Here is a 24,971-nt window from a genome sequence, read left to right as displayed (position 1 = left end):
TACTCTAACGTCAGCGGTTTATTCTGTGATGGTTATGATTTTGAAATGAAGAATGTCGAGACGAGGGGAAAAGGGGGAAGAGACTTAGCGACTTGCTCACACATCACCTAACCTTGACCACCTTTGAATAAACACAGTTCAGTCAGCAGGGAGTTAAAGATCAGATATAAATAAATGAACCAGAATTCAGTGTCGATATATGTAAAACATTTGCTATCGACTAAGCAAGTGCACTCTCCACTTCTAATAAATCATATCGTTTAAAGAATACACTTAACCCCGCTAGGATATCGTCTGACGAATTAAACGCATTATAAACTAAAGGATATTCATCATCTAACTCTCTGAGCAAGGTGGTTTTTATTGGTGCATTAACCCAATGAGCATAAAAAACAGGCTTCGGCTTTTGTGAATGTAGGTTATAGGCTAGTTCATACGCCCCGCTCTCACTCATAGAAGTACGAATAAAAATCAAAGCATCACATTGCTCAATGAGACCTAGTCTATATTGTCGAAAGGATTTTGCAGTAAACTCTTGCTTCATTTGATGTTCAAAATACTCTATAAAAGAATTTTTGTTTAAAGCATGAGTACCAGTTAAGAAATCGGCACAAGCATATTCACGTCTAATTTCATCGATAACACTTTGAACTAAAGACTCTTGTCCTGAATCTGCCTGAGTAAAACTTTGCCTAATAAAAAGTTTCATTTCTTCTCCTCCATGAGATAGCCTGCAATATGATCCGATAATCTATTTTCATTATTGTATAACAAATACACATCCAACTTACTTTGACTATCCTCTTGTTGATTATTTTTTGCAAGAAGTGTTGCAGGCATTTTATACAGCATTCCCCAAAAAAATTATTAGTGAATTGTTTAAACAATATGATATCCGTAATAATGTATGTATTCATCACTAGATGATTACAGGTTATTCCATTAGGATACTTCCAAAATGAGTAAACTATAAGGCTGGCTATAACGTAAAACATTACAAAGCAGAAGATACAGCAGGATCATGACCCCCCCGCTGAGGTCATCTTGAAGGTTTTTATAAAAATTATGTACCTAATTTGACCGCTGTTCCAAATACCATGATTTCAGACGAGCCATCCATGATTGAACTCGTAGTAAAGCGAATACCAATTACAGCATCAGCTCCTTTTTCACGAGCACTTTCAGCTAAGCGTTGAATTGCCACATCTCTGGCATCTGTCAGCATTTCTGTATATCCACGGATCTCACCGCCCACGATACTTTTTAACCCAGCCATAATGTCACGTCCAATATGTTTCGATTGAACGACATTACCCGTAACTACACCGACTATTTCAGTAATTTCTTTACCTGGAATGGTTTCAGTTGTTGAGTAAATCATTTAACTTCCTTGAAAATAAAGCCCCACTATAAAGGCGCGTATAATTAGCTATTGATACCATTGACTTTCGTTATATATTTTTTGCCCCCTCTTCCAGATATAATCACGTATAACACCGACAATAATACCCAGTATTAGAGCCCTTAATCCAGAAAACTGCTAAAACTAACGTTTATGTTGAACGGCACCCTTGATATTTATAACAATATTTCAACTTTTGCGGAAGTCCTTAAAAAAATGTATATTGCCAAAAACTAATGGTAAAGGTCATCACTCATGTCAAAACTTGCGTTAATCACTGGAGCCAGTCGTGGTATTGGAAAAGCTATCTCTCACTACTTTTCTCAGCAAGGTTACTCGCTTATTTTAGTTTCCCGAAATCAGGAAAACCTTAACCGAACAAAATTAGAGCTAGAATCACTATCCTCAGCAAGCAAAATAGAAACCATTGCCGTAGACTTTAACAAGCCCATTGAGGTTGAATCAGCGATTAAATCAATTATTGCACGCCACGACACGATTGATGTATTGGTTAATAGTGCAGGTATTCTGATGGCTGGACACACTAATCTCACACTCGATCAGCTTTCTGAGTTGATGAACGTAAACCTAGTATCGACAATTACGACATGTAATTTGGTGGTCGAAAAGATGAAGCTACAAGGTCACGGCGAAGTCTATAATCTGGGCTCTACCTCTGGCATAGAACCAGTTGCAAAGATTGCAGCTTACTCAGCCACAAAAGCGGCTATCGTTAGCTACAGTCAATCACTGTATCAGGAACTTCTTCCTTTTGATATTCAGGTTTGCTGCTTATGTCCAAGTGTAGTGGATACTGATATGACCAATGATGGCCGTATCGCTAATGAGCAAAAAATTGAACCACTAGATCTAACTAAAGCCATCGATTTCGTCCGTAGTTTGTCCTCAGGTGCCACCATGGCAACTCTTCCTATACGCTGCAAAGTTATTGATTTAGAAAAATAGAAACTATAACTGAGACACCCATTGCTATTTCTAACCCGATACTCTTTTATTCGTTTTTTGATGATATTTTTTGATAGGATTCAAGCGGTGGGCCTTTAACAAAGTCATGGTTAAAGCTCCCCCCCTTTAAAAAGCCATTTCCATTGAGGCACCAGATCAAAACCAGTTCAACTTCGAACCAAGTCATCATCGACCTGTAATACTAAGTGCCGACGCTACTTATAACAGCATATTTTACAACATCAATAGCGAAAAATACCAGGGTCAGATCGTGAACGTTATTTGAGCCGTTTCAGCAAAATATTGACCTGATCAAGTGCTTGTGATCTTATACTCCTTTTTAAGGAGTCTCATTATGTATATTGAATCATTCAAAGAGCATTTTGGCGCGATTGACGACCACCGCCAAAGTGCAAAAATCACCTATCCATTGTTCGATATATTGTTCGGTTCTCTTTGCGCTGTTATTGCAGGTTCGAATGGTTGGTTCGATATCCGAGAATACATTCTTGGTCACCACCATTGGTTCAAAACGCAAAAAATGTTTACAGGCGGGATCCCTACTGACGATACAATTGCTAGAACAATTTCTGTGATTAATCCTGATAGTTTTAACGAGTGTTTTCTAGCATGGATGCAATCGGTTCACCAGCTAACTAATGGGGAAGTCATTGCGATTGATGGAAAAACGCTACGCGGCTCATATAATCGTGATGACCGAAACAGCACTATTCATATGATAAGTGCTTATGCTTCAGCAAATAAGCTGGTACTTGGTCAATTAAAATCAGACCAAAAAAGTAATGAAATTACGGCAATCCCAGAGCTTTTAAAAATGCTAGATCTACGCGGAGCGCTAGTGACAATCGATGCTATGGGCTGTCAAACGGCTATTGCTAAAGCGATCATCGACAAAGGTGGTGATTACCTACTGGCTGTAAAAAGCAATCAAGGCCACTTAGCTAAAGCGGTAAATCAAGCTTTTAGTCAGCATCGTTCAGCAGGCTTAAGTAATGATGATTTCAATATAGAAACAGGCCATGGTCGTATTGAAAATCGAACGTGCTATGTTTTAAATTCGGCTGAACTCGAAGGTGATTTCTCACGCTGGGAAGCACTCAAATGCATTGTTATGGTTGAAAGTTTTAGGGCGGTTAAAGGTAAGGCGATAAGCCTTGAATATCGTTACTATATTAGTTCGAAAGAGTTATCAGCAGAGCAAGCCTTAAGTGCTACTCGTGAACATTGGGGTATCGAGTCAATGCACTGGGTCTTGGATGTCAACATGAACGAAGATACATGCCAGATATACAAAAATAACGGCGCTGAAAATCTAGCTTACTTGAGGCATATGGCTCTCAACATGCTTAGAAAAGAACCGACCAAACTCAGCATCGTTGGTAAACAAAAGCGCTGCTTAATGAATCCTCAACATCTAGAGAAAGTTTTACTCGCTGGATTATGTAGCTCGACTAAAAAATAAACACTCATGCGGTCGCCCTGCGAAAAATACCTCTGTCCGCTTGAGTATTTCTGACTCTAACCATCCACGATAATACTCCTAAATTTTACCTGTCTATGTATTGTCACCCTAGATGATGACATGGGGAATAATAGCCTTCAACTTTAATATAACTTAAACTTCCATCGAGACTTAGTATGAATTCTGAATACATTCCATATATTACTTTATTTAGTTTACCAAACTTACCTTCTAACGATTAAAATAAATTAATTGTCAGAATAATAAAAACAACACACCTTAATTAATACTGCTACGTTGTGGATACATTCAAAATAGTGACGCATCACTTGATAGATGTTAAAAAATGCAATGGGATCAATCGACAATCCCTTATTAGTTAATATGGGAATTAAATATAGAAACAATCCACGTTTCACTTCGTAATTTCCATAAAATAAAAATCAATCATGAATGTTTGATTAAACAACTAATCTAATCATTTAATATACACAGGAATATTAACAATGAATAAACTGATGCAATTATTGTCAAAGACAAAATTTCATTTGTACTTAATAGCAGTGCTCAGCACTAGCTCCTTTCAAGCCATGAGTACTAATTATACCAATGAAAATTCGAGCGAAATATTAAAGTTTTCTGAAGTACATGCCGAACTGGATAATAGCAGTATATCCATGTCATTTAGCAATGATTATAGTTCATCACCTGGATTTTTTGTTAGAGTGGAAGTCAATGATAATTATCAAATGTCTTGTGAACAGCAAAGATGTTTTTACTCCGGAGCAAGTGTTAATAACAATGTAAAAGAAGTCCACAGAAAAACCTATATCCCCCTATCCTTCGGTGATAAAGTTACATTTACGATGAGAACTGGCGGCAAAAATGGTAAAATAGTAGATAGAAAAGAAGTGATAGTTAACCCTCATTTTTCTAAGGTCAAAGCGCAATTAGAAAACAATACCATCTCCATGTCATTTAGCGATACTTACAGTTCGCTCTCCGATTTTTTTGTTAGAGTGGAAGTTAATGGCAATTACCAAATGTCTTGTGAGCAGCAAACGTGCTATTACTCTTGGCCAAGTGTTAAAAACAATGAGAAAGAGGTCCATAGAGTAACAAGCGAACCGCTGTCTTTTGGTGATAGGGTCACATTTACGATGAGAACTGGCGGCTCAAATGGTGAAATTGTAGATATTAAAGAAGTGATAGTTAACCCTTATTTTTGGCGTTGTTGATCAAATCCTCGCTATAGATGCAGCTACTCCAAGGGTTTGAGCTAACTAGGCAGCCTGTTTCCTAACTGGCATTCCTAGTCTTATGACTTTGTTCATTGCCTTTACACCTGCCAGCGCTTCACCTACTTGAGCATTATAATCTCGTAGGCTAAGTTTCGGACTAATTAGTTGCTTATATCGGTACATTGCTGTTTCAGATAGTGACCGTAAGTGATAGTCATTTTCCTTCTTCCATTGCGCTAACTCATTATTTTTGAGGGCTCTCACTGCCTCGTTTCGAGGGTGCCCATCCTCCCAAAACCCAGCACTGCTTCTTGGTGGGATAGTTGGTTTGCAACCTTTACGCTGAAGTAGTTTGTGACACGCTTTGGTGTCGTATGCTCCATCAGCAGAAACTTGTTTAATCTGTCTTCTTAACGGCTTGATTAATGTGGGTAACACTTCATTATCAGCAACGTTAACCAGAGTGACTTCTGCTGCTACGACTTCATGCGTATTAGCATCTACTGCGAGGTGTAACTTACGCCAGGTACGACGCTTTTCTTTACCATGCTTTCGAGTCTTCCATTCTCCCTCGCCGTAAACTTTGAGGCCCGTTGAATCAATCACTACATGTGCCACAGAGCCACGACTCGGTGAGCGATATTTGATATTTACGGTCTTGGCACGTTTGCTAATGCAGCTATAGCTTGGTGAGGTTAGTGGCACATTCATAAGCTGGAAAACCGAGGTAGTGAAACCTTCTAGTGCTCTCAGTGATAAGTTGAATACACCTTTAACAACCAATGCAGTTTCAATAGCAACATCAGAGTAAATATACCCACGGCCACGGCGGCCGTGATGTTCAGAGCAACACCAAGAGCTAATGGCGTGCTCATCAATCCAAAAGGTCAAGGACCCTCGATTAATCAATGCCTTGTTGTACTGAGACCAATTGGTCATTTTACGCTTAGCTTTACCCATCTTGATGTTTCCAATAACCACATTGGAAGATCAGATCACATAAGCTGCAAAAGGTTCAATCGATTTAGGAAACAAGGCCCTTATTTTTCCGAAGTTGGAGCACAATTAAAAGACAATACCATTTCCATGTCCTTTAGCGATACTTACAGTTCGTTCTCAGGCTTTTTTGTTAGAGCGGAGGTTAATGGCAATTATCAAATGTCTTGTGAGCAGCAAACATGCTATTACTCTTGGCCAAGTGTTAATAACAATGAAAAAGAAGTCCACAGAAAAAGCTATATCCCCCTATCATTCGGTGACAAAGTCACATTTACGATGAGAACTGGTGGTTCAAATGGTGAAATTGTAGATAAAAAAGAAGTCATAGTTAACCCTCATTTTTCCGAGGTAAAAGCACAATTAAAAACTAATACTATTTCCATGTCATTTAGCGATACATACAGTTCGTTCGCTGATTTTTTTGTTAGAGTGGAAGTTAATGGCAATTATCAAATGTCTTGTGACCAGCAAACATGCTATTACTCTAGATCAAGTGTTAAAAACAATGAAAAAGAGGTCCACAGAGTGACCAGCGAACCGCTATCCATCGGTGATAAAGTCACATTTATGATGAGGAGTGGTGATAGAAATGGTGAAATTATTGCGATTAAAGAAGTGGTAGTGAATTAACCTGAACTAGATGGGTTAAAACTCTCCTTCTAACGAAGGTGGGTTTTAGTCCACAGGCTATTAAAACTATCACTTCTTGTAGGCTCTGGCATGAAGGGCTTTCAATGACGATGCTTTACACCTCTCCAACACCTACTCCCAATTTAGTCATATATTGTGCTAATTGCTGGGCATCATTATGTTCACTCTCAGACAAAGCTTTGAATACGCCTTGCTGGTCATCAACCTTTCTATGTTGACCTAGTTTAAACTTACCCTGTATCTCTGATATTTCAATTGATATACCAACGATGGCACCACTGAGCTTATCGATAATTTCCGGGCTCATGACATCGTGTTTATCGAGTAAAGGTGAACAGTATCCGCTTTACTTGATATCTTAGCTCTGCCTTTGATATGCACTGCGCTGTAGTTCCACGTTGGTACAGCTGGGAAATTTGCGTACCAACTCGGTGAGATTTAGCCTAGACCACTCTTTTAGCATAAACCTCACAGTCGATGATAGCTTTAGGCTCAAAACTCCTACAGAGGTAAATCCAGCTGAATACGTATGCAGTTTATTGAACCGGTTAATGCTTCCCCACTAGTATGTGAGCTTGACATCTCAGCGTTAAAAATCTCAGCTAAAACGGAAAATAACAACTAAAACACAGTACAGGGGAGTCTATGAGACCTAAGATGATTGAAAAAAATAAAACAGAAGTAGCATTTAAGCCATATGGCTTACTCAGCATTTTCGCACTGATATTTACTGGTATTTCTACTATTGCAAGCACCACGGCTATGGCCCAGACTGTCTCGCTCGCCTCTCCTGACAAACAAATAGTGATAGAAGTCAGTGATGATTATCAGCGCCCCGAATATCGAGTTAAGTTTCACGGTCAGCCAGTCATAAATGACTCAAGATTGGGCCTGGTATTTCAGTCTATTGGTGAGTTTGGCCAAGATTTTAAGATAGAAACTATTGAGCAAACTAGTCATGATAATCGCTGGCAACAGCCTTGGGGAGAGCGTGAGTGGATCCGTGATAATCATAATCGATTAAACGTAAAACTAAGCAATGATCAATACCACTTCTACCTCGAGTTTAAAGCCTTCGATGATGGCATAGGTTTTCGCTACAGTGTTCCTAAACAAGCAGACTTGAATACACTAAACATCACCAATGAACTCACCGAATTTAGCATACCCGATGCGGATAAGAGCCTAAGTTGGTGGATCCCTGCTCGTGGCTGGAACCGTTATGAATATCTTTATACCCAGAGTCCGGTGCAAGATATCGACAGAGTCCATACGCCCTATACGTTTAAGCTAAACTCAGGCGTGCATATGAGCATTCATGAGGCCGCGCTTACCGATTATGCGTCGATGACATTAGATCAAAGACGTGGTGGGACATTAAGGGCCGATCTCACGCCTTGGGCTGATGGCATCAAGGTAAAAACTCACGCAGGCTTCTCAACTCCTTGGCGCACGATTCAAATTGCGAATAAAGCCACAGGTTTACTTAACTCAGATTTAATTCTTAATTTAAATGAACCCAATAAACTCGGCGATGTCAGCTGGGTTGAGCCAGGCAAGTACGTTGGGATCTGGTGGGGGATGCATCTTGACGAGAATACCTGGGGCTCAGGCGACAAGCACGGGGCAACCACCAGAGAAACTAAACGTTACATGGATTTTGCCGCCGCTAACGGCTTTGATGGCGTGTTAGTCGAAGGCTGGAATATCGGTTGGGACGGCAATTGGTTCTATAATGGCGATGTATTTAGCTTCACTCAAGCCTATGCAGATTTCGATCTAGCTGCAGTATCACAATATGGCTCAGACAAAGGAGTACGCCTGATTGGTCATCATGAAACTTCAGGCTCGGTGACTAACTATCGCAAGCAAATTAGTGATGCTTACGATTTGTATCAAGAGTACGGCGTCACTCAAATCAAAACAGGATATGTAGCCGATGGCGGCGATATCAAACGCATAGATGAGCAAGGGATCACCCGCCACGAATGGCATGATGGCCAGTTTATGGTCAATGAGTACCTGCACAGCGTTAAAGAAGCCGCTAAGCGTCATATCAGCATCAATACCCATGAGCCTATCAAGGATACCGGCCTGCGCCGCACTTATCCCAATTGGATATCCCGTGAAGGGGCTCGCGGCCAAGAATTTAATGCTTGGGGAACCCCGCCCAATAATCCCGCACATACCACTACCCTTGCCTATACCCGTATGCTTGCTGGTCCAATGGATTTCACTCCCGGGATCTTCGACTTAGCCCCCTGCAGTTAATCGCGTGCAGACAACTTTGACTAAACAGCTGGCCTTATATGTGGTGCTCTATAGCCCGATTCAGATGGCTGCCGATCTGCCGCGTAACTATAACAAGCACCCAGATGCCTTTAAATTTATTCAAGATGTAGTCACAGATTGGCATAAGAGTATTGCTATCGATGGCGAAGTCAGTGAATTTGTGGTGGTCGCCAGACAAGAAAGAGTCGATACCAAACAGGCTGATGCAGACTGGTTTCTTGGGGCAATAACCGATGATAACGCGAGGACAATCGAGGTTAAACTGGATTTTTTACATCAAGGTAAACAGTATCAGGCACAAATTTACCGTGATGGTGATGGCGATAACGCGAACTGGAAAAATAATCCCTATGACTATGTCATCGAAACTAAGACTGTCACCAGTATAGACAAATTAATGCTGAAATTAGCCAGCAGTGGCGGTACGGCGATCCGCTTTACTCAGCTCCCCCAATAGGAGAAGCGAAAAACGAAACATGGGCCTAAGCCGGAATTTGATTTAAGGCCCATGCTCAGCGCTTTCTTATCAAGATGCTTTAACCAATAAAATTTTTACAGCAGCAAAACCCAACAGACCAATAATCTCAATCATCGACTAGCACGATAAACATCAGTATCACTAGCCACGAGCATCATTGAGCTGAAGCAGATCCCACAAGTTACCGTACAGATCTTCAAATACGGCAACAGTGCCGTAATCCTCACCCTTAGGAGGCCTAATGAAATTTATGCCATCTGCAACCATGCGCTCATAATCACGCCAAAAATCATCGGTATTGAGGAATAGGAATACCCGTCCTCCCGTCTGATCACCAATAAAATTCTCTTGTTCGGCTTTAGACGCCCGAGCTAATAACAGACTCACGCCAGTGGATCCTGGTGGTGACACCACGACCCAACGCTTATCTTGCTCCGCTTGATGAGTGTCTTCGACCAGCTCAAATTTCAACTTGTTCACATAAAAATCGATGGCTTCATCATAATCTCTGACCACTAATGCTATATGTACGATCGATTGCTTCATATTGATTGTCCTATCACCTGTGCCGCGGCCTCTTGTTTCATCAGTGCAGTTCCAGATTCTGATTTTAACGCGTTAACTATGGTTTTAACTATGGATCTAATTTTCACAATCAAGATGATAATCAAGCCCATTGTTTAATGACATGGTTTGATATAAAGGTTTGTTAAGCAAATATTTCAGGCTCATAATGCGCTTGAAATACAGATAAGGATGCTCAATGCAATCTCAAGCAGGATATATTTTGTTGGCGTTAATGTCGGCAGTCTTGATGGGCACTATCGGCATCTTTGCTAAATATGCCGCACTTCCGGCTGAGCAAATAACCTTCTTCCGTTTGCTTTTTGGCTCACTTTTCTTAGTCGTATACATGCTTATTTCAGGTAAAAAAGCTCAAATACTGCATAAGCCCAGTAAGCGCCACCTGATCAATGGTGCCATGCTGGCAGGATTCATGTCTTTCTACGTCGAGGCCATCGACTACACCAGCATGGCTAATGTCATCATGGTGATCTACCTAGCTCCCCTTCTCACTGCCATCATCGCTCACTTCGTCTTAGGTGAAAAACTAAAACTGTTCAATATCATCGCCATTGGTATAGCACTTCTTGGTTTTATCTTGATGAGCCCAAGTGCAAACACCAATACGCTAGCCAACTCAGATGAAGCCAAGGGCTTGTTCTTCTCCATTTTAGCCCTATTCACCTACAGCGGCTTTATGTTGATCAATCGCAAACCCAGCCAGGCAACAGCCTATCAGAGCACCTTGATTCAACTTTCAGTGGGCAGTTTATGCCTTCTGCCCTTGATCATCACCCAACCAATTCAAATCAGTGGTGAGCAAGTAGCTTACTTACTGGCTATCGGATTTCTGCCTGGGTTTCTGGCTATCTTGTTTGCGGTAAAAGCACTTCAGCACTTACCAGCAGTCACCTTCGGCACCTTAGCCTATCTTGAACCTGTGGCTGTGGTCAGTCAGGCATGGTGGCTATTTGCAGAGAGCTTAACACCGATTCAACTCCTAGGTTGCAGCTTGATCATAACGGCAGGAATGGCCCAGGGCTTGTTATCACAAGGTATTCAGTCACAGGCACGGCCTGAGCTTGCTGAATGCAAATAAACCAAGATTTGGATGTTTCATCTTCAATTATCATGAAGTTATGAACCTTGATGATATGATAGAAATAGCCGATAAGCTTATGTATCAACACAGACAGAACTAACTGTCACTAAGCCCATTACACTTTAGCAGGCTTTCTCTTCACATAGAGTGTCTTATTCACTTTGGCTATCACATCACCCATTTCATCTTTTATCTCTAAGATGAATGTAGGGAAATACTTATCCCCTCCTTGAGTGCCTTGCTTGATCTCCCCCAAATCGTTATCTGAAATACTGATAACACAGGAGACTTTTTTCTTCGTTGCCTTTAAAAACTCGATATCGGCCGCCTTGTCCCAAATAAAGTAGTCTCTGCCCAGCAGCTGCATCAATAACAACATCAGATGTGGATCTACCATGGAATAGAGGCTGCCACCAAAGTGCGTATTCACGGCGTTACGGTTGTACCAGCGCACCGACATGGCAACATGAAGTTCCCGCCAATCAGGACTCAAATGTGTGATCTTTATCCCCGCTCCTATGTAAGGTGGATAAAGATTCAGCAGTCGCTTCATGGATTTGGGACTGAGTTTCATTTTGCTCCTATTTGCTCCAATATAGAAATAACTGTCTAGTCAAACCAGCAGCTAGAGTAATTAATCTAGCGCAGAACTTCAACAAGGTTAGACTGGCCAGTCTAACAAAACAGCGCCATCTTGTGCTCTTTATAAAACTCGTGTAATCAGTTAATCAGGATTACTTAAGGATCATGCTCCAATAGTTCCCAATCTTACTTCACCCTACTGCTCATAACTTACATCCCTTTAAGTAGGATTACTTCGGCTCAGTTAACACCTTGAATCTATATTTATAAGCCATTCTCTGTTAGCTCAAACCTCTGTTCGATAAAGCAGCATTCATTGACTAGACTTCTTAGTATGCTCAATTCTTAGTACTTTGGAATTATGATGAATAAGTTCACCCCTCTTATTATCCTGTCTCTGGTTAGTTTTCTCGCCAACAGTGCGACCATTACCATACGCAGTGATGAATGGTTTCCCATGAATGCAGCTCCTGGTGCGACACCCGCTGGTTACATGGTTGATTTTGCAAATGAAGTCTTCGGTGCCGCTGGCCATCAAATTGAATATAAAACGATGCCCTGGGAACGAGCTGTCAACCAGGTACGTGACGGTAAGTTCGACTGTGTTATAGGTGCTTATACCGACGATGCGCCTGATTTTATCTTCCCCAAAGAATCCTGGGGTACAGATGTTTCCTCTTTTTATATAAAAGCTGACGACAGCTGGCGCTTCAATGGTGACGGCTCATTAAATGGTAAGAAGATAGGCATTATTTCCGGTTACTCCTATGGCGACAAGATTGATGCACTGATTAAGGCAAACCCCAGCTCATATAAAGCCGCGACAGGTAACGATGCACTTGAAAAGAACTTCAAGAAGCTCAATGCTGGCAGGCTAGATATTGTCATAGAATCTCAAGCGGTAGGCGCCGCAAAAGTCAGCGAGATGGGACTATCGGCTAACATAGTATCTGGTGGTGAAGATGGAAACCCTACCCCGTTATTTATCGCCTGCTCACCCAGTAAGGCGAGTAGCCAGGAATATATTAACCTCGTCGACAAGGGAACTAAACAGCTGAGAGAGTCTGGTAAATTACAGCAGATTTTATCCGTTTATGGGCTCAAAGACTGGAAATAACCCTATGAAGATCATTAACTCAATCGCATTCAGATTGATAGTCGCGACCCTGATTGCGGTTAGTGTCTTAATCACGGGAATGAGCACCGTCAGTTATTACAACCAAAAAACCTTACTCGAAGAGAGGCAACAGCAACAGCTCCAGCATGCAGTTTCACGACTCGAATTAAATCTACCCACGGCTGTATGGAATTTTGAGCAGGAACGTATCGTTAATATTCTCAAGTCAGAGCAGGCATCTGAACATATCGCTTTTATCGAATTTATCAACGATAAGGACGAGGTCAGTGCCACAGCCGGTGACAATAAGACTCCACAAAAAATGAGTGTGCCTCTGGTTTTCGTCGAAGATGACGAGTCCAGCTCAATAGGTCAATTAGCCATCTACATCGATGATAACAGCATACATTCTGTGCTCGGTGACTTACTCATGACCTCGGTTATAGAAGCCCTGTCATTGGGGTTATTAATTATTCTCATCACCTACACCCTATATAAAATGTTGATCGCAAAACCCCTACTAAAACTCACATTGGCGCTGGAGAATATGGATCGAGGACAGAGCGATCTCACTCATCGCCTCCATGTGGGCAATAAAGACGAGTTTGAACGTGTCAGTCAGGGATTCAATCGATTTGTCGAAATGATCCAAGCCATCGTCAGAGCATTTCAACAGTCTGTAGCCAAGACCAGCATTCAAGCCATGCAGGCCAATGAAGATGCCAGAGAAAGTATCCAGCTCATCGAGGCTCAGCAACAGGAAACCGATCAGATGGCGACCGCCATCACACAGATGTCATCTTCTGCAGGAGAGGTCGCAAGCCGAGTCAATCAGACTGCAGAGTCAGCTGAGCAAGCACGTAAAGATACCCAGGCCGTGGCATTGATTTTACAAGAGACGGTCACTTCCATCGAACAACTTGCATTGCAACTCAAGAGCTCTGAACATGCCATCAATTCATTGGATGAGAATGTCCAAGGAATCGTCTCCGTGATGGATGTAATCAACGGCGTCGCCGAGCAAACCAATTTACTCGCACTCAACGCCGCTATTGAGGCCGCAAGGGCCGGAGAACATGGTCGTGGTTTTGCCGTCGTCGCCGATGAGGTACGCGGCCTTGCTCAACGTACTCAAGCCAGTACTTTAGAGATTAAAGAGAAGATAGATGGTCTCAGAACGAGCACAAACACTGCCGTCCAATCAACTCTGGCATCGTTTGAGTTAAGCGCCACTGCCGTGGACAATGCTAAACGCTCCGAAGCCTCAATAACAGATATTCTCGATGCCACCAGCTCGATTAGCAGCATGTCGGAACAAATAGCCACTGCGGTTAACGAGCAATCCCATGTGGCCGAAGAGCTGAGTAAGAGTGTTAATCAGATAGTGTCCCTAGGCTACGATAATACTGAATCCCTCAACAAGGTCTCCGACACCATTCAAGCGCTACTTTCACTATCGAAAGACCTGGATGAGCTGGCTCAAAGATTTATCACCTAGGCGAATCTTACTCCTCAGGAATTGAGTTTGGTTTTTCTCCATAAGCATACGAGATTTAACATCGGCTATCGCCCCTTGGGTAGAGGCCGACTCACCGTAGGAAATGAGATAGAGTGCTGACGTCTGGCAACTCTGTCCTTCCACTAAACCTAGCGCCACAGACTCTCTATCACTCCCATCAAGATTTGAATGATAGGTTTGTGTTATAACTAAGTTACACCCAGACAACAAAAACAGATAACTCAATAGCAATAAATGTCGATTTCTCACTTTCTGCTCCTCTCTTATCAACCTAAAACAAGGTTGCCACAGTGATACCTCAAAGTTAATAAAGAATGATGAATACGTATGCATCTTGTTGTGTCAAAATCTTGCCCGAGGGTACTATGCCAATGTGTTTAATTTCTGCTTTTTCTTGTGATATTTGAAATTAGACGGGTCGATTTTGGAGTCTCATTTCAACCTATGAATAACGATAGATTGAAAGCCTAACTCTTGAGCGAATACCCTAATAAGGGAGACGTGTATTCGCTTGATTTTCTAACCTGACATCGACATAAAAATAATAACAATATAAGGGTAAACAATAGTATGTCTGAGTCCATACACCATAGCAATCAGGCCACTCATGGCCGCCATAAACCGGAACTCAGCTTCTGGCAGATCTTCAACATGTGCTTCGGCTTTCTGGGGATCCAATTTGGCTTCGCACTGCAAAATGCCAATGTGAGTCGAATTTTTCAGACTCTAGGCGCCTCAATCGATGAGATCCCCATTCTCTGGATAGCCGCACCGCTCACCGGCCTCTTGGTACAACCTATTATCGGCTATATGAGTGATAACACCTGGGGAAAGCTGGGACGACGCCGACCTTACTTTCTCATCGGCGCTATTTTGACTACCCTCGCCATCTTCATCATGCCTAACTCCCCTAGTCTATGGATTGCCGCCGGCATGCTGTGGATCATGGACGCTTCGATCAATATTGCCATGGAACCTTTCAGAGCGTTTGTCGGCGATAACTTGCCTCAACGTCAGCGCCCCCTTGGCTACGCCATGCAGAGCTTTTTCATCGGTATAGGTGCCGTTATCGCCTCAGCCCTGCCCTACATACTGACTAATTACTTTGATGTGGCCAATATGGCGCCAGCAGGTGAGATCGCCGACTCGGTACGCTATGCCTTCTATTTTGGTGGGGCCGTACTCTTGTTAGCCGTGGGCTGGACTGTCATCTCCACTAAGGAGTATTCACCCGATGAATTAGCCGTATTTGAGCGTCTGGAGCAAGTAAATTCCAGCCTAGAGCTTGATGTAAACGTCAAAAACAAGAGGAGCGAGCAAGCCTACCGCTCCTCATCTTCCATCTGGACCACTTCAGGTATGCTGCTCACTCTCATCATCTGGGGGCAAGACCTCGATAAACAGCTCTTTATCTTAAGCTTAGGGATCTTGTCTTTCGGACCCCTGCAATTTTATTGCGCCCATAAGCTCAAACAAATCAGCAAGAATAACCAACAACGGGGACAGAGCCATACTCGAGATAAACAGGGCCTGGTATTTTGTGTCATCGACGACATGTTCCACATGCCAAGGGCCATGCGTCAACTGGCCGTGGTACAGTTTTTCTCCTGGTTTGCGCTCTTTTCAATGTGGATATACACCACGGCGGCCGTCACAGAGCATCACTATGGCACCCAAGACGTATTATCTAAGGCCTATAATGACGGTGCAGACTGGGTGGGCATGCTGTTCGCCTCCTACAATGGATTCGCCGCCCTCGCCGCCTTAATTATTCCTCTGCTTGCTATGTCTGTAGGCCTTAAGCTCACCCATATGATCAACCTATTTTGCGGTGGAATAGGCCTGATAAGTTTCTTTTTCATCACAGATCCCAGCCTGCTTTGGCTACCCATGATCGGAGTGGGCATAGCCTGGGCGTCAATTTTATCTATTCCCTACGCCTTGCTGGCGAACGCTTTACCCGCGCACAAAATGGGGGTGTATATGGGCATATTTAACTTCTTTATCGTCATCCCTCAGCTGCTGGCCGCCAGCGTACTGGGGCTAATTATAAAACAGCTCTTCGATGGCAAATCCATTTTTGCCCTCATCACAGGCGGCGTACTCATGATGATAGCCGGTATCAGCGTCTTGTTTGTCAAAGTGCCGACTCAAACCCGATGACGTAGCTCATCTCGAACAATAAAACCAATAATAATCAGCTTGGGGATTAACTAATATGTTCCGTGGATATTTACCTTTACCTGTAACTAAGACGCTAGTGATTCTGGCCATCATTGCAGCGCTCAGTGCCTGCTCGCCAACAACTGATAAACCCGTGATGGATATACTAGGGGCAAACATGTTTTCCCCAGGTGCTCCTGGGACTGAGCCCACATGGGCATTTGCCGGTAAGACTGGCATAGGCACCTCTTACACACCCTACTTAAACCCTAAAAATAACGCTGAGGCGCAGAGTAAGGTCTGGTTCTCCATCGCACAAGGCGTCCTGACCGAGACCATGTATGGTCTGATCCATAACGCTCAACTTAAAGAGTTACAGTTTATCGTCACTGGAAATGGTTTCGTCGATACGGAGAAACAAGATACAGTCAGCACAATAGACTATCTTCACAAAGATGAGTTAGGTCGCCCGTTATCACTGGCTTACAAGGTCATCAACACAGATAAGAATGGCAAGTATCAAATAGAGAAACATATCTTTACCGACCCGCTCCACGCCAGCCTGATGATGCAGGTGACCTTTACCGCCTTCGAGGAGGGGATCACCCCTTACCTTTACCTGAATCCCCACATGGATAATAGCGGCGCCAACGACATAGCCCATGTGGTGAGCCAAGACGGAAAACTGGCACTGGTGTCTTACACCAATAACCTAGATTCCAGTGTGATGACGGTGAAATCCGATCTGGCCTTCATCAAAGCCAGCGCTGGTTTCGTTGGGGTTTCCGATGGCCTTAGCGACATTAAACACAATGGCGAGATGAACTGGCAGTACAGATCTACATCAGCTCCACAAGAGCAAACCATAGGTAATGTGGCCCTCACCGCGCAATTACCTGTACTCGAAAAGAGCACAGATAAAGAGATTAAGAGTCTCAGCTTCAACCTGGTACTGGGATTTGGTAATGACCCTGTCCAGAGCATGGCCAACGCCGATGCGACTTTGGCACGAGGCTATAATCAAGTATTGGCCGACTATAATGGCGAGGGCGAAGCGATAGGTTGGCAAGACTACCTTACCTCGTTAACCGCTCTGCCTGCTATGTCCGGCAATACCAAAGATGAGGGCAAACTCTTGTATGCCAGCGCTTTGGTACTCAAGGCTCAGGAGGATAAGACACATAGCGGCGCCCTTATCGCCTCCCTCTCTAACCCTTGGGGTGACACGGTATCGGCAAAAGTGGGCAGCACAGGCTACAAGGCCGTGTGGCCGCGAGATTTTTATCAATGCGCCATGGCCTTTCTCGCCATGGGAGACACTCAAACACCTAAGGTAGCATTTGAATACTTACAGAAGGTGCAAGTCACAAAGCGCACCCCTGGTTACACAGGGACTCCCGGCTGGTTCTTACAGAAGACCCATGTGGACGGTGAAATAGAGTGGGTTGGTGTGCAACTAGATCAAACTGCCATGCCCATCATGCTCGGCTGGAAGCTTTGGCAGGCTGGCATATTTACCGATACAGAAATCGCCCATTGGTATCAGCAGATACTCAAACCCGCAGCCGAATTTCTCGTCACTGGTGGTGAGGTAAATCTTGACTGGAATCACACTCACATTACGCCACTTAACACCCAGCAAGAACGCTGGGAGGAGCAGCAAGGCTACTCACCATCAACCGCAGCCGCGGTGATCTCAGGTTTGGTGTCCGCCAGTGATATCGCACGGATTGCAGGAGATCTCACTGGTGCCAAGCGATACCTCGACACCGCAAAAGCCATGAAAAAAGGGCTCACAGATCTGGTCATTACCACTGTAGGCTTGCTTAGCACCGATGGAGTTTCCATGACTCGCACTGATGAGCAGATAACTCCTCCTTATTATCTGCGTATCTCGCCTCAGGGTAAGCCCAATGAAGCAACAACACTCGGCGATAACAATGGCAGAGCCGGCTTAGATCAACGTCTCATATTAGACGGTGGCTTTCTCGAATTGGTACGATACGGTGTCATACCTGCAGATGATGCTGTGATTAAGCAAACTCTGGCACTGATGGATAACACTCAATTGGATGATAATCTTAGGGTCAAATACACATTCACCACCAAAGACGGCAGTCAGTTTCCCGGATTCCGCCGCTATGGTAACGATGGTTACGGTGAAGATACCGAGACTGGCGCGAGTTATGCCGAGAACGGCGCTAACACGCCTCACCAAAGAGGTCGGGTGTGGCCCTTCTTCACCGGTGAGCGTGGCCATTATGAACTGGCACTATCCACCGAAAATAATGCATTAACCGATAAGCGCCGAAGTGAGCTGGTCGATACTTATGTTCAAGGCATGGAAAGCTTTGCCAACCAAGGCCTCATGCTGCCGGAGCAAGTGTGGGACAGCGTAGGCAATCCTAGTCGATATCACTATCAACATGGCCAAGGGACTAACTCGGCCACTCCTCTCGCCTGGACCCATGCAGAATATATAAAACTGGTACGATCCCTAACAGATAAACAAGTCTGGGATCACTATCCTGTAGTAGATGCTAAGTTAAACAACTAGAAGATCCATCTCGAGTCTCAATAAAAATGGCACTAAACAGGCATAGAGCAAGCCTTAAAAATTGTACAGCCAAAATGCACCAAATGAATCGAAGTCATTACCCACTCGAGTCAATACCCCTTTGCTGTAATTAAGCTTGATACTGTGATGCCTGCTTAGAGGGATGGAATAAGTTAATCCAAATCGAGAGTTCTCCTGGTAATCATTGGACTCAATCTCGCCTTTGGTGGTCTCACCACCAAAAAAGTAATTCGAGTTAAAGGAGATCCAGTGCCCCGGACTGATAGAATATATGAGGTGGCCCTGAAATGTATATTGAGGCTCTTGGGTTAAACCCAGATCATTGTAATACTCATCGTTGTCAGCATATATTCTCGCCGAGGCAATAAGGTTGTAATACCAGCGACCCAGTTTCTGAGACATGCCGATCCCCGGACGAAAAACCCACCGATTTGTACCGGCATTGAGCAATCTAGTCTCTTCATAACTGCCCAGGGGGGCCGTTACTTGTAAGCTGGTACCTATCACAACACCTTGCTTCCAAGTGGCAAACTCTTTGGGTGATAACGCCGGTGCACCGAAAAAATTCCAGGTGAGCCTGATACTTGGATCGGTATAGCCACACCGGTCGGCAAAGATAGTTTCACCCGCTAACATAGCACTGCCATCGAAGCAAACTCGCGATACTCCCATGTCTATTTTAGATGAACGCCCACCCAGTGAGAAAGAGTGAGCATAGCCAATAGCGGCAGCATCAATATTAAGCTGTACATCTTCCACTGGTGCACCGGGAGAGGGTGAGACTTCCCCCTGGGAATGTGCGTAACCCAGCACCATAAAGTTCATTCCGGTGGGAATATTAGTGTAACTTCTGGGTTCGAGGTCTTGGGCCTGAACACCAGAACAAAACTGAAGCAAACATAGAGATAACAGCAACACGCCTCTGGCTTCCCAAAAAGAACAAGAAAGGTTGTGAACTAGATTTGAGGAAGCATGAACAGGAGCAATACTCGACATCGATTGGCTATCCGGCAAGAAAATGGTTAATGGCGACACAGTATTCAAACCAAGCCGCAACATATCCGATACAAACCAAATTAACCATTATGGCCGAGAAATCAAGTTAAATCAGAAAAAGACTAACAAATTCAGTCATAAAAGATAGGAACTAATGAGGGGATTTCTATTTACTCTAGCCCTTTGATCTCATAAACCTTAGGTTGATCACCAATATTGAGACCCACGGTATCATCAAGGTACTTTCCCATAAGTGACTTTCCTAGGGGAGATGATGGCGTGATAACGATTACCTCCCTCTGTTCTCTATCTGGGAGCTTGCAACAGCTAGGTTCAATATCTTTATCTTTGCCTATATTGATAGAAATTTTCATTCCCGGCGCGCCGGGACCGATAAAATAAGTGTTCTCTATCCCCTGCTCATCCTCGATAGTCACCAAGGCAGAGACATCGATACCAGAGATATCGGAGAAGCAAGCTAAATTCAATGCTCTATAGGCCACTAATTCAGCTTCACATTCCGCCACTCTCTGTGCTTGCCCATGAGCCAGGTATGAAGCTTCCAGGCCGAAGGTCTCATACTTACTCTTGGCTACGGTTTCACTGTGTGTGGCGGTTTCGTGGGCCTGCTTCGCCGCAGACATGGCCGCCAGCTTAGCAAGCTCAAGTCCCGAGATAATCCTATCTAGGATTAACTGCTTATCAAGTTTGGCATTATTCGCCATTAATGATGCCGATAAGACGCTTGATAAACCGCTTAACCGCAGCTTCGTCTTCAAATTTGAACGCTAAGCCATAATGAATGCCGTTAAGGCTCTTCTGTACTCGCTTAGGAAAACGCGTCATCTCATTATTGTGAAAGTAACCCTCTTTATGTTTGACCCCTTCTAGACAGCTGAGATCCGCAAGGAACACCTCATAAGCGGGCCTGATGACCAGTTGACAATCATTGGCCGAACCATGCAAATACACGGGTTCCTTAAGCTGAGGCAACATATACTCAGTGATCTTCTTGATGGTAAAGTTAGTGCGGCACTCCAATGAGTTTAAAACTGACATAATTACGCTGTGTTCAATCGCCAAAGTTGGCTCTCCTTCGATGAGGTATTACGACATCGTCTCTCTAAACAGGACAAAGTACGATGTAAATAATACCAAAATAATACCAATACTCTAACAAAAATGGAGCCTTATGGCTCCATTTTATGATGAGTTTAAAGAGGTTAATCCTCTTCGAAATACCAGAAACCGGCATTAACCCACTCAGTGAGCATATCGATGAAGTCCGCATCTCTAAGCCAGGGTTCTAGCATTGCTGAGGTGAGATTTTGATGATCGCATAACATGGGAATGCTTGCTGTCAGCCTGGAATCCATAGATATTTTCTCGCCATTGAGATAGAAAAACCCCTGTTTTACTGAATGCTCAAAGTAGAGACAGCGTAGTCCCCCAAGACGAGTGAGGCTTTGATTGCTGAGAATCTCAACAATATCTGTAGACTGAAATCCTAACGCTTCATCAACGAGCTCCAATTCACATTTAGATTGGGTCAGGTAACGACCGGAAAATTCACTAATGAGTTTATCATCCAAAGTGTCGAGTAATTGGGCCTTAATACGAACGAGATCTGCATCAGTTATCTTGCCGCTCTGTTTAGCAAGGGGACGCCCCGGATCGGCTATCTGATCACAGCCCAGTTCATTGTCGATAAGGTGATCCGCTAATGCACTCACCATGTCCTTTGCCGATGCGGTGCGATACCCCACGGAAAAACTCATAGACGCTTCCAATGTCACCCCTTCGTGAGGAAAGCCCGGTGGCAAATATAAAATATCACCAGGTAATAACTCAACATCAATAATGGCCTCGAAGGCTTCAGTGTGAAGAAGTGCAGGATGCGCAGCAAACTCTTTATGTGGTCCTCTGTCACCAACCCGCCAACGACGGCGGCCAGAGCCCTGGCAGATAAATACATCATAGAGATCAATATGGGGACCTACACCGCCACCAGGTGTGGCATAGCTCACCATGACATCATCGAAACGCCAACGAGGAATAAAATCGAAGCACTGAATAAGCTTCTCTGTATCAGGCAACCAATGATTGAGTGCCTGAACGACCAGAGTCCAATCGTTCTCACCTAAATGTTCATAAGAATCGAAGGGACCAAATTCGGCCTGCCATTGTCCTAACTCTTTATAGATACGACGGGACTCGACCAATTCATCGCAAGCAAGGTCAGCCATCTCTTCGGGGGTGAGTAAGTCTTCAAAATTTTTGAAGCCTTGTCGAATAACCAGAGGTTTCTTCTGCCAATAGTCCCTAAGGAAGGTTTCCGGTGTAAGTTCACCTAAGTGCAGATGCATAGTAATAAAGCCATTTAGAATTTGCGCGATACTAGCAATAAATATCCCTATAAACGCTCGATAAGATCATAGAAAAGGAGGCTTTAGTCGGACAATTGCAGCTAACAGATGAAATAGTACTGAACGCAGCTCACATTTAGTAAAAATGATATAAGTATAAATAGGCTTAAAAAAATCCAGGCTGACTGACATATAACTCAGTCATGGCAGGACATACAGACAATAACCTCTTAGTTAGAATACGTATAAATTTAGCTTATTTATTCGAAAGTGGAGGATTTTAATAAAAATCTATAAAGATATTCTCAAAGTATTGATATACTTCCCCCCGAATTTTAGAACGTAACTCCAATTAGAGTAGAAAAATGACTGATTTATCAAAGTACAGAAACATTGGTATCTTCGCTCACGTTGACGCGGGTAAGACCACCACAACTGAGCGTATCCTAAAGCTTACCGGTAAAATCCATAAGATCGGTGAAGTTCATGATGGCGAATCAACAACTGATTTCATGGAACAGGAAGCTGAGCGTGGTATTACCATTCAGTCTGCTGCTGTAAGTTGTTTTTGGAACGATCACCGTTTTAACGTTATCGACACTCCAGGCCACGTTGACTTCACTGTTGAAGTTTATCGTTCTCTTAAGGTCCTTGATGGCGGTATCGGCGTATTCTGTGGTAGCGGTGGTGTTGAGCCTCAGTCAGAAACTAACTGGCGTTATGCGAACGAATCAGAAGTTTCACGTATCATCTTCGTCAACAAGTTAGACCGTATGGGTGCTGACTTCTTGCGCGTTGTTAAGCAGACTGTAGATGTTCTGGGTGCTACCCCGCTCGTTATGGTTCTTCCTATTGGTATCGAAGATGAGTTCACCGGTCTTGTTGACCTGTTATCTCGTAAGGCTTGGATATGGGACGAAACCGGACAAGCTGAAAACTATAAGATTGAAGATATTCCAGCTGATATGGTTGATCAAGTAGAAGAATACCGTGAAATGCTAATCGAAACTGCCCTAGAGCAGGACGATGACTTGCTAGAAGCCTACATGGAAGGTGAAGAGCCTTCTATGGAAGACATCAAACGTTGTATCCGTACAGGTACTCGTAAAATTGATTTCTTCCCAACATACTGTGGTTCTGCTTTCAAGAACAAAGGTATGCAGCTTCTGCTTGACGCCGTTGTTGATTACTTACCAGCGCCACAAGAAGTTGATCCACAGCCGCTTACCGACGAAGAAGGCGAGCCAAATGGTGAATTCGCTATCGTATCTGCCGATGAGCCATTTAAAGCCCTTGCATTCAAGATCATGGATGACCGTTTCGGTGCCCTGACCTTCATACGTATCTACTCGGGTCGTCTTAATAAAGGTGACTCCATACTTAACTCGTTCACAGGTAAGACTGAGCGTGTTGGCCGTATGGTTGAAATGCAAGCCGATGAGCGTAACGAGTTATCTTCTGCACAAGCGGGCGACATTATCGCTATCGTGGGTATGAAGAACGTGCAAACTGGTCACACCTTATGTGATCCTAAGCACCCTTGTACACTAGAAGCTATGGTATTCCCAGAGCCTGTTATCTCAATCTCTGTTAAACCAAAAGACAAAGGTGGCAGTGAGAAGATGGGTGTCGCTATCGGTAAAATGATTGCAGAAGATCCAACTTTCCGCGTAGAGACAGATGAAGATTCAGGCGAAACCATCCTTAGAGGCATGGGCGAACTTCACCTAGATATTAAGGTAGATATCCTTAAGCGTACTTACGGCGTTGAGCTAATCGTTGGTGAGCCACAAGTGGCATACCGTGAGACTATCACTAAAGAAGTTGAAGATAGCTACACTCACAAGAAGCAGTCTGGTGGTTCTGGTCAGTTCGGTAAGATCGACTACATTATCCGTCCAGGCGAAGCCAATACTGGCTTAACATTTACCTCTAAAGTTGTTGGTGGTAACGTTCCTAAGGAATTCTGGCCTGCAGTTGAGAAAGGTTTCGCATCTTTGATGGATACTGGTACTGTTGCTGGTTTCCCAGTACTAGATGTTGAATTAGTACTTCTTGATGGTGCTTTCCATGCCGTTGATTCATCGGCAATCGCCTTCGAAATCGCCGCTAAAGGCGCATTCCGTCAGTCAATTCCAAAGGCCGATCCTAAGCTTCTTGAACCAATCATGGCCGTTGACGTGTTCACTCCAGAGGACCACGTTGGTGATGTTATTGGTGACCTTAACCGTCGCCGTGGCATGATCAAAGACCAGATGGCTGGCGTTACAGGTGTTCGCATCAAGGCTGACGTAGCGTTATCTGAAATGTTTGGTTACATCAGTACACTACGTACTATGACATCAGGCCGTGGTCAGTTCTCTATGGAGTTCTCTCACTACAGTCAGTGTCCAAACAACGTTGCTGAAAAAGTTGTCGCTGAGGTTAAAGAAAGAAAAGCAGCTGAAGCTAAGAAGTAATATTACTTTTTAA

At 43.7% G+C, this 24,971-nt stretch carries 22 protein-coding genes and 1 pseudogene; 11 read left to right on the top strand and 12 right to left on the bottom strand.

The window, feature by feature from the left end:
* Positions 1-220: 220 nt before the first annotated feature.
* Together sps_RS03360 and sps_RS03355 are read right to left on the bottom strand one after the other, a co-directional pair.
* The gene (locus sps_RS03360) at positions 221-709 is read right to left on the bottom strand and encodes a hypothetical protein (RefSeq protein ID WP_077751234.1); all 489 of its coding nucleotides are present in this window, start codon (positions 707-709) and stop codon (positions 221-223) included.
* 354 nt (positions 710-1,063) lie between these two features.
* On the bottom strand, positions 1,064-1,381 hold the full coding sequence (locus tag sps_RS03355; protein WP_077751233.1) for a heavy metal-binding domain-containing protein: 318 nt from the start codon (positions 1,379-1,381) through the stop codon (positions 1,064-1,066).
* Positions 1,382-1,657: 276 nt separating this feature from the next.
* On the opposite strand from sps_RS03355, the gene sps_RS03350 reads away from it, so the two are divergent.
* The 3 genes from sps_RS03350 to sps_RS03340 all read left to right on the top strand — a co-directional run bounded on the left by sps_RS03350 (position 1,658) and on the right by sps_RS03340 (position 5,089).
* Positions 1,658-2,368, top strand: coding sequence for an SDR family NAD(P)-dependent oxidoreductase (locus tag sps_RS03350; protein ID WP_077751232.1), 711 nt, complete (start codon positions 1,658-1,660; stop codon positions 2,366-2,368).
* Positions 2,369-2,723: 355 nt separating this feature from the next.
* Entirely contained in the window at positions 2,724-3,851 is a 1,128-nt protein-coding gene (locus tag sps_RS03345; RefSeq protein WP_077751231.1) for an ISAs1 family transposase, read from the top strand.
* Between the two features lie 506 nt (positions 3,852-4,357).
* The gene (locus tag sps_RS03340; RefSeq protein ID WP_077751230.1) at positions 4,358-5,089 is read left to right on the top strand and encodes a hypothetical protein; all 732 of its coding nucleotides are present in this window, start codon (positions 4,358-4,360) and stop codon (positions 5,087-5,089) included.
* Between the two features lie 45 nt (positions 5,090-5,134).
* Here the strand turns inward: sps_RS03340 and sps_RS03335 are convergent, their stop codons facing one another.
* The gene (locus sps_RS03335) at positions 5,135-6,052 is read right to left on the bottom strand and encodes an IS5 family transposase (protein WP_077751229.1); all 918 of its coding nucleotides are present in this window, start codon (positions 6,050-6,052) and stop codon (positions 5,135-5,137) included.
* Positions 6,053-6,250: 198 nt separating this feature from the next.
* Between sps_RS03335 and sps_RS03330 the strand changes: the two genes are divergently transcribed.
* The gene (locus sps_RS03330) at positions 6,251-6,721 is read left to right on the top strand and encodes a hypothetical protein (protein WP_169915666.1); all 471 of its coding nucleotides are present in this window, start codon (positions 6,251-6,253) and stop codon (positions 6,719-6,721) included.
* A 115-nt stretch (positions 6,722-6,836) separates the two neighbouring features.
* On the opposite strand, the gene sps_RS03325 is transcribed toward sps_RS03330, so the two are convergent.
* Both sps_RS03325 and sps_RS29200 read right to left on the bottom strand, forming a co-directional pair.
* The gene (locus tag sps_RS03325) at positions 6,837-7,049 is read right to left on the bottom strand and encodes a hypothetical protein (RefSeq protein ID WP_077751227.1); all 213 of its coding nucleotides are present in this window, start codon (positions 7,047-7,049) and stop codon (positions 6,837-6,839) included.
* Entirely contained in the window at positions 7,046-7,180 is a 135-nt protein-coding gene (locus sps_RS29200; protein WP_077755530.1) for an FMN-binding negative transcriptional regulator, read from the bottom strand. Before sps_RS29200 ends, sps_RS03325 begins: the two co-directional genes overlap by 4 nt.
* A gap of 324 nt (positions 7,181-7,504) precedes the next feature.
* Between sps_RS29200 and sps_RS03315 the strand changes: the two are divergent.
* A pseudogene (locus tag sps_RS03315) lies at positions 7,505-9,491 on the top strand (glycoside hydrolase family 97 protein).
* Between the two features lie 162 nt (positions 9,492-9,653).
* On the opposite strand, the gene sps_RS03310 reads toward sps_RS03315, so the two are convergent.
* Positions 9,654-10,058 (bottom strand): VOC family protein, encoded by a 405-nt coding sequence (locus sps_RS03310; protein ID WP_077751226.1) that lies wholly within the window; start codon positions 10,056-10,058, stop codon positions 9,654-9,656.
* Positions 10,059-10,275: 217 nt separating this feature from the next.
* On the opposite strand from sps_RS03310, the gene sps_RS03305 reads away from it, so the two are divergent.
* Positions 10,276-11,175: a DMT family transporter gene (locus tag sps_RS03305; protein ID WP_077751225.1), complete on the top strand. Its 900-nt coding sequence runs from the start codon at positions 10,276-10,278 to the stop codon at positions 11,173-11,175.
* 118 nt (positions 11,176-11,293) lie between these two features.
* Here the strand turns inward: sps_RS03305 and sps_RS03300 are convergent, their stop codons facing one another.
* Positions 11,294-11,752 carry a DUF4442 domain-containing protein gene (locus sps_RS03300; RefSeq protein ID WP_077751224.1) on the bottom strand — a complete coding sequence of 153 codons (459 nt, stop codon included), beginning with the start codon at positions 11,750-11,752 and terminating at the stop codon, positions 11,294-11,296.
* Between the two features lie 369 nt (positions 11,753-12,121).
* Between sps_RS03300 and sps_RS03295 the strand changes: the two genes are divergently transcribed.
* The gene (locus tag sps_RS03295; protein WP_077751223.1) at positions 12,122-12,877 is read left to right on the top strand and encodes a substrate-binding periplasmic protein; all 756 of its coding nucleotides are present in this window, start codon (positions 12,122-12,124) and stop codon (positions 12,875-12,877) included.
* A gap of 4 nt (positions 12,878-12,881) precedes the next feature.
* Positions 12,882-14,375 (top strand): methyl-accepting chemotaxis protein, encoded by a 1,494-nt coding sequence (locus tag sps_RS03290; RefSeq protein ID WP_169915665.1) that lies wholly within the window; start codon positions 12,882-12,884, stop codon positions 14,373-14,375.
* On the opposite strand, the gene sps_RS27995 is transcribed toward sps_RS03290, so the two are convergent.
* The gene (locus tag sps_RS27995) at positions 14,331-14,645 is read right to left on the bottom strand and encodes a hypothetical protein (RefSeq protein ID WP_149027207.1); all 315 of its coding nucleotides are present in this window, start codon (positions 14,643-14,645) and stop codon (positions 14,331-14,333) included. The two genes, sps_RS03290 and sps_RS27995, sit on opposite strands and share 45 nt — an antisense overlap.
* 321 nt (positions 14,646-14,966) lie before the next feature.
* Here sps_RS27995 and sps_RS03285 point away from each other — a divergent pair, with 321 nt between their 5' ends.
* Positions 14,967-16,559 carry an MFS transporter gene (locus sps_RS03285; protein WP_077751221.1) on the top strand — a complete coding sequence of 531 codons (1,593 nt, stop codon included), beginning with the start codon at positions 14,967-14,969 and terminating at the stop codon, positions 16,557-16,559.
* Positions 16,560-16,614: 55 nt separating this feature from the next.
* Positions 16,615-19,116: a glycoside hydrolase family 15 protein gene (locus sps_RS03280; RefSeq protein WP_077751220.1), complete on the top strand. Its 2,502-nt coding sequence runs from the start codon at positions 16,615-16,617 to the stop codon at positions 19,114-19,116.
* Positions 19,117-19,170: 54 nt separating this feature from the next.
* Here sps_RS03280 and sps_RS03275 read toward each other — a convergent pair whose 3' ends face one another.
* From sps_RS03275 to sps_RS03260, 4 genes are all read right to left on the bottom strand, one after another.
* Entirely contained in the window at positions 19,171-20,172 is a 1,002-nt protein-coding gene (locus sps_RS03275; protein ID WP_237157980.1) for a transporter, read from the bottom strand.
* A gap of 131 nt (positions 20,173-20,303) precedes the next feature.
* Positions 20,304-20,858 (bottom strand): transcription elongation factor, encoded by a 555-nt coding sequence (locus sps_RS03270; RefSeq protein ID WP_077751218.1) that lies wholly within the window; start codon positions 20,856-20,858, stop codon positions 20,304-20,306.
* Entirely contained in the window at positions 20,848-21,216 is a 369-nt protein-coding gene (locus tag sps_RS03265; protein ID WP_077751217.1) for a hypothetical protein, read from the bottom strand. Before sps_RS03265 ends, sps_RS03270 begins: the two co-directional genes overlap by 11 nt.
* Positions 21,217-21,356: 140 nt before the next feature.
* Positions 21,357-22,499 carry a ribosomal protein uL16 3-hydroxylase gene (locus sps_RS03260; protein ID WP_077751216.1) on the bottom strand — a complete coding sequence of 381 codons (1,143 nt, stop codon included), beginning with the start codon at positions 22,497-22,499 and terminating at the stop codon, positions 21,357-21,359.
* Positions 22,500-22,864: 365 nt separating this feature from the next.
* On the opposite strand from sps_RS03260, the gene fusA reads away from it, so the two are divergent.
* On the top strand, positions 22,865-24,958 hold the full coding sequence (gene fusA, locus sps_RS03255) for an elongation factor G (RefSeq protein ID WP_077751215.1): 2,094 nt from the start codon (positions 22,865-22,867) through the stop codon (positions 24,956-24,958).
* Positions 24,959-24,971 lie beyond the last annotated feature (13 nt).

The sequence above is a fragment of the Shewanella psychrophila genome, from assembly GCF_002005305.1.
GTDB classification, from domain to species: domain Bacteria; phylum Pseudomonadota; class Gammaproteobacteria; order Enterobacterales; family Shewanellaceae; genus Shewanella; species Shewanella psychrophila.
The sequence above is the reverse complement of the archived record's forward strand: the minus strand, read 5'-3'. Positions and strand labels throughout refer to the sequence as shown.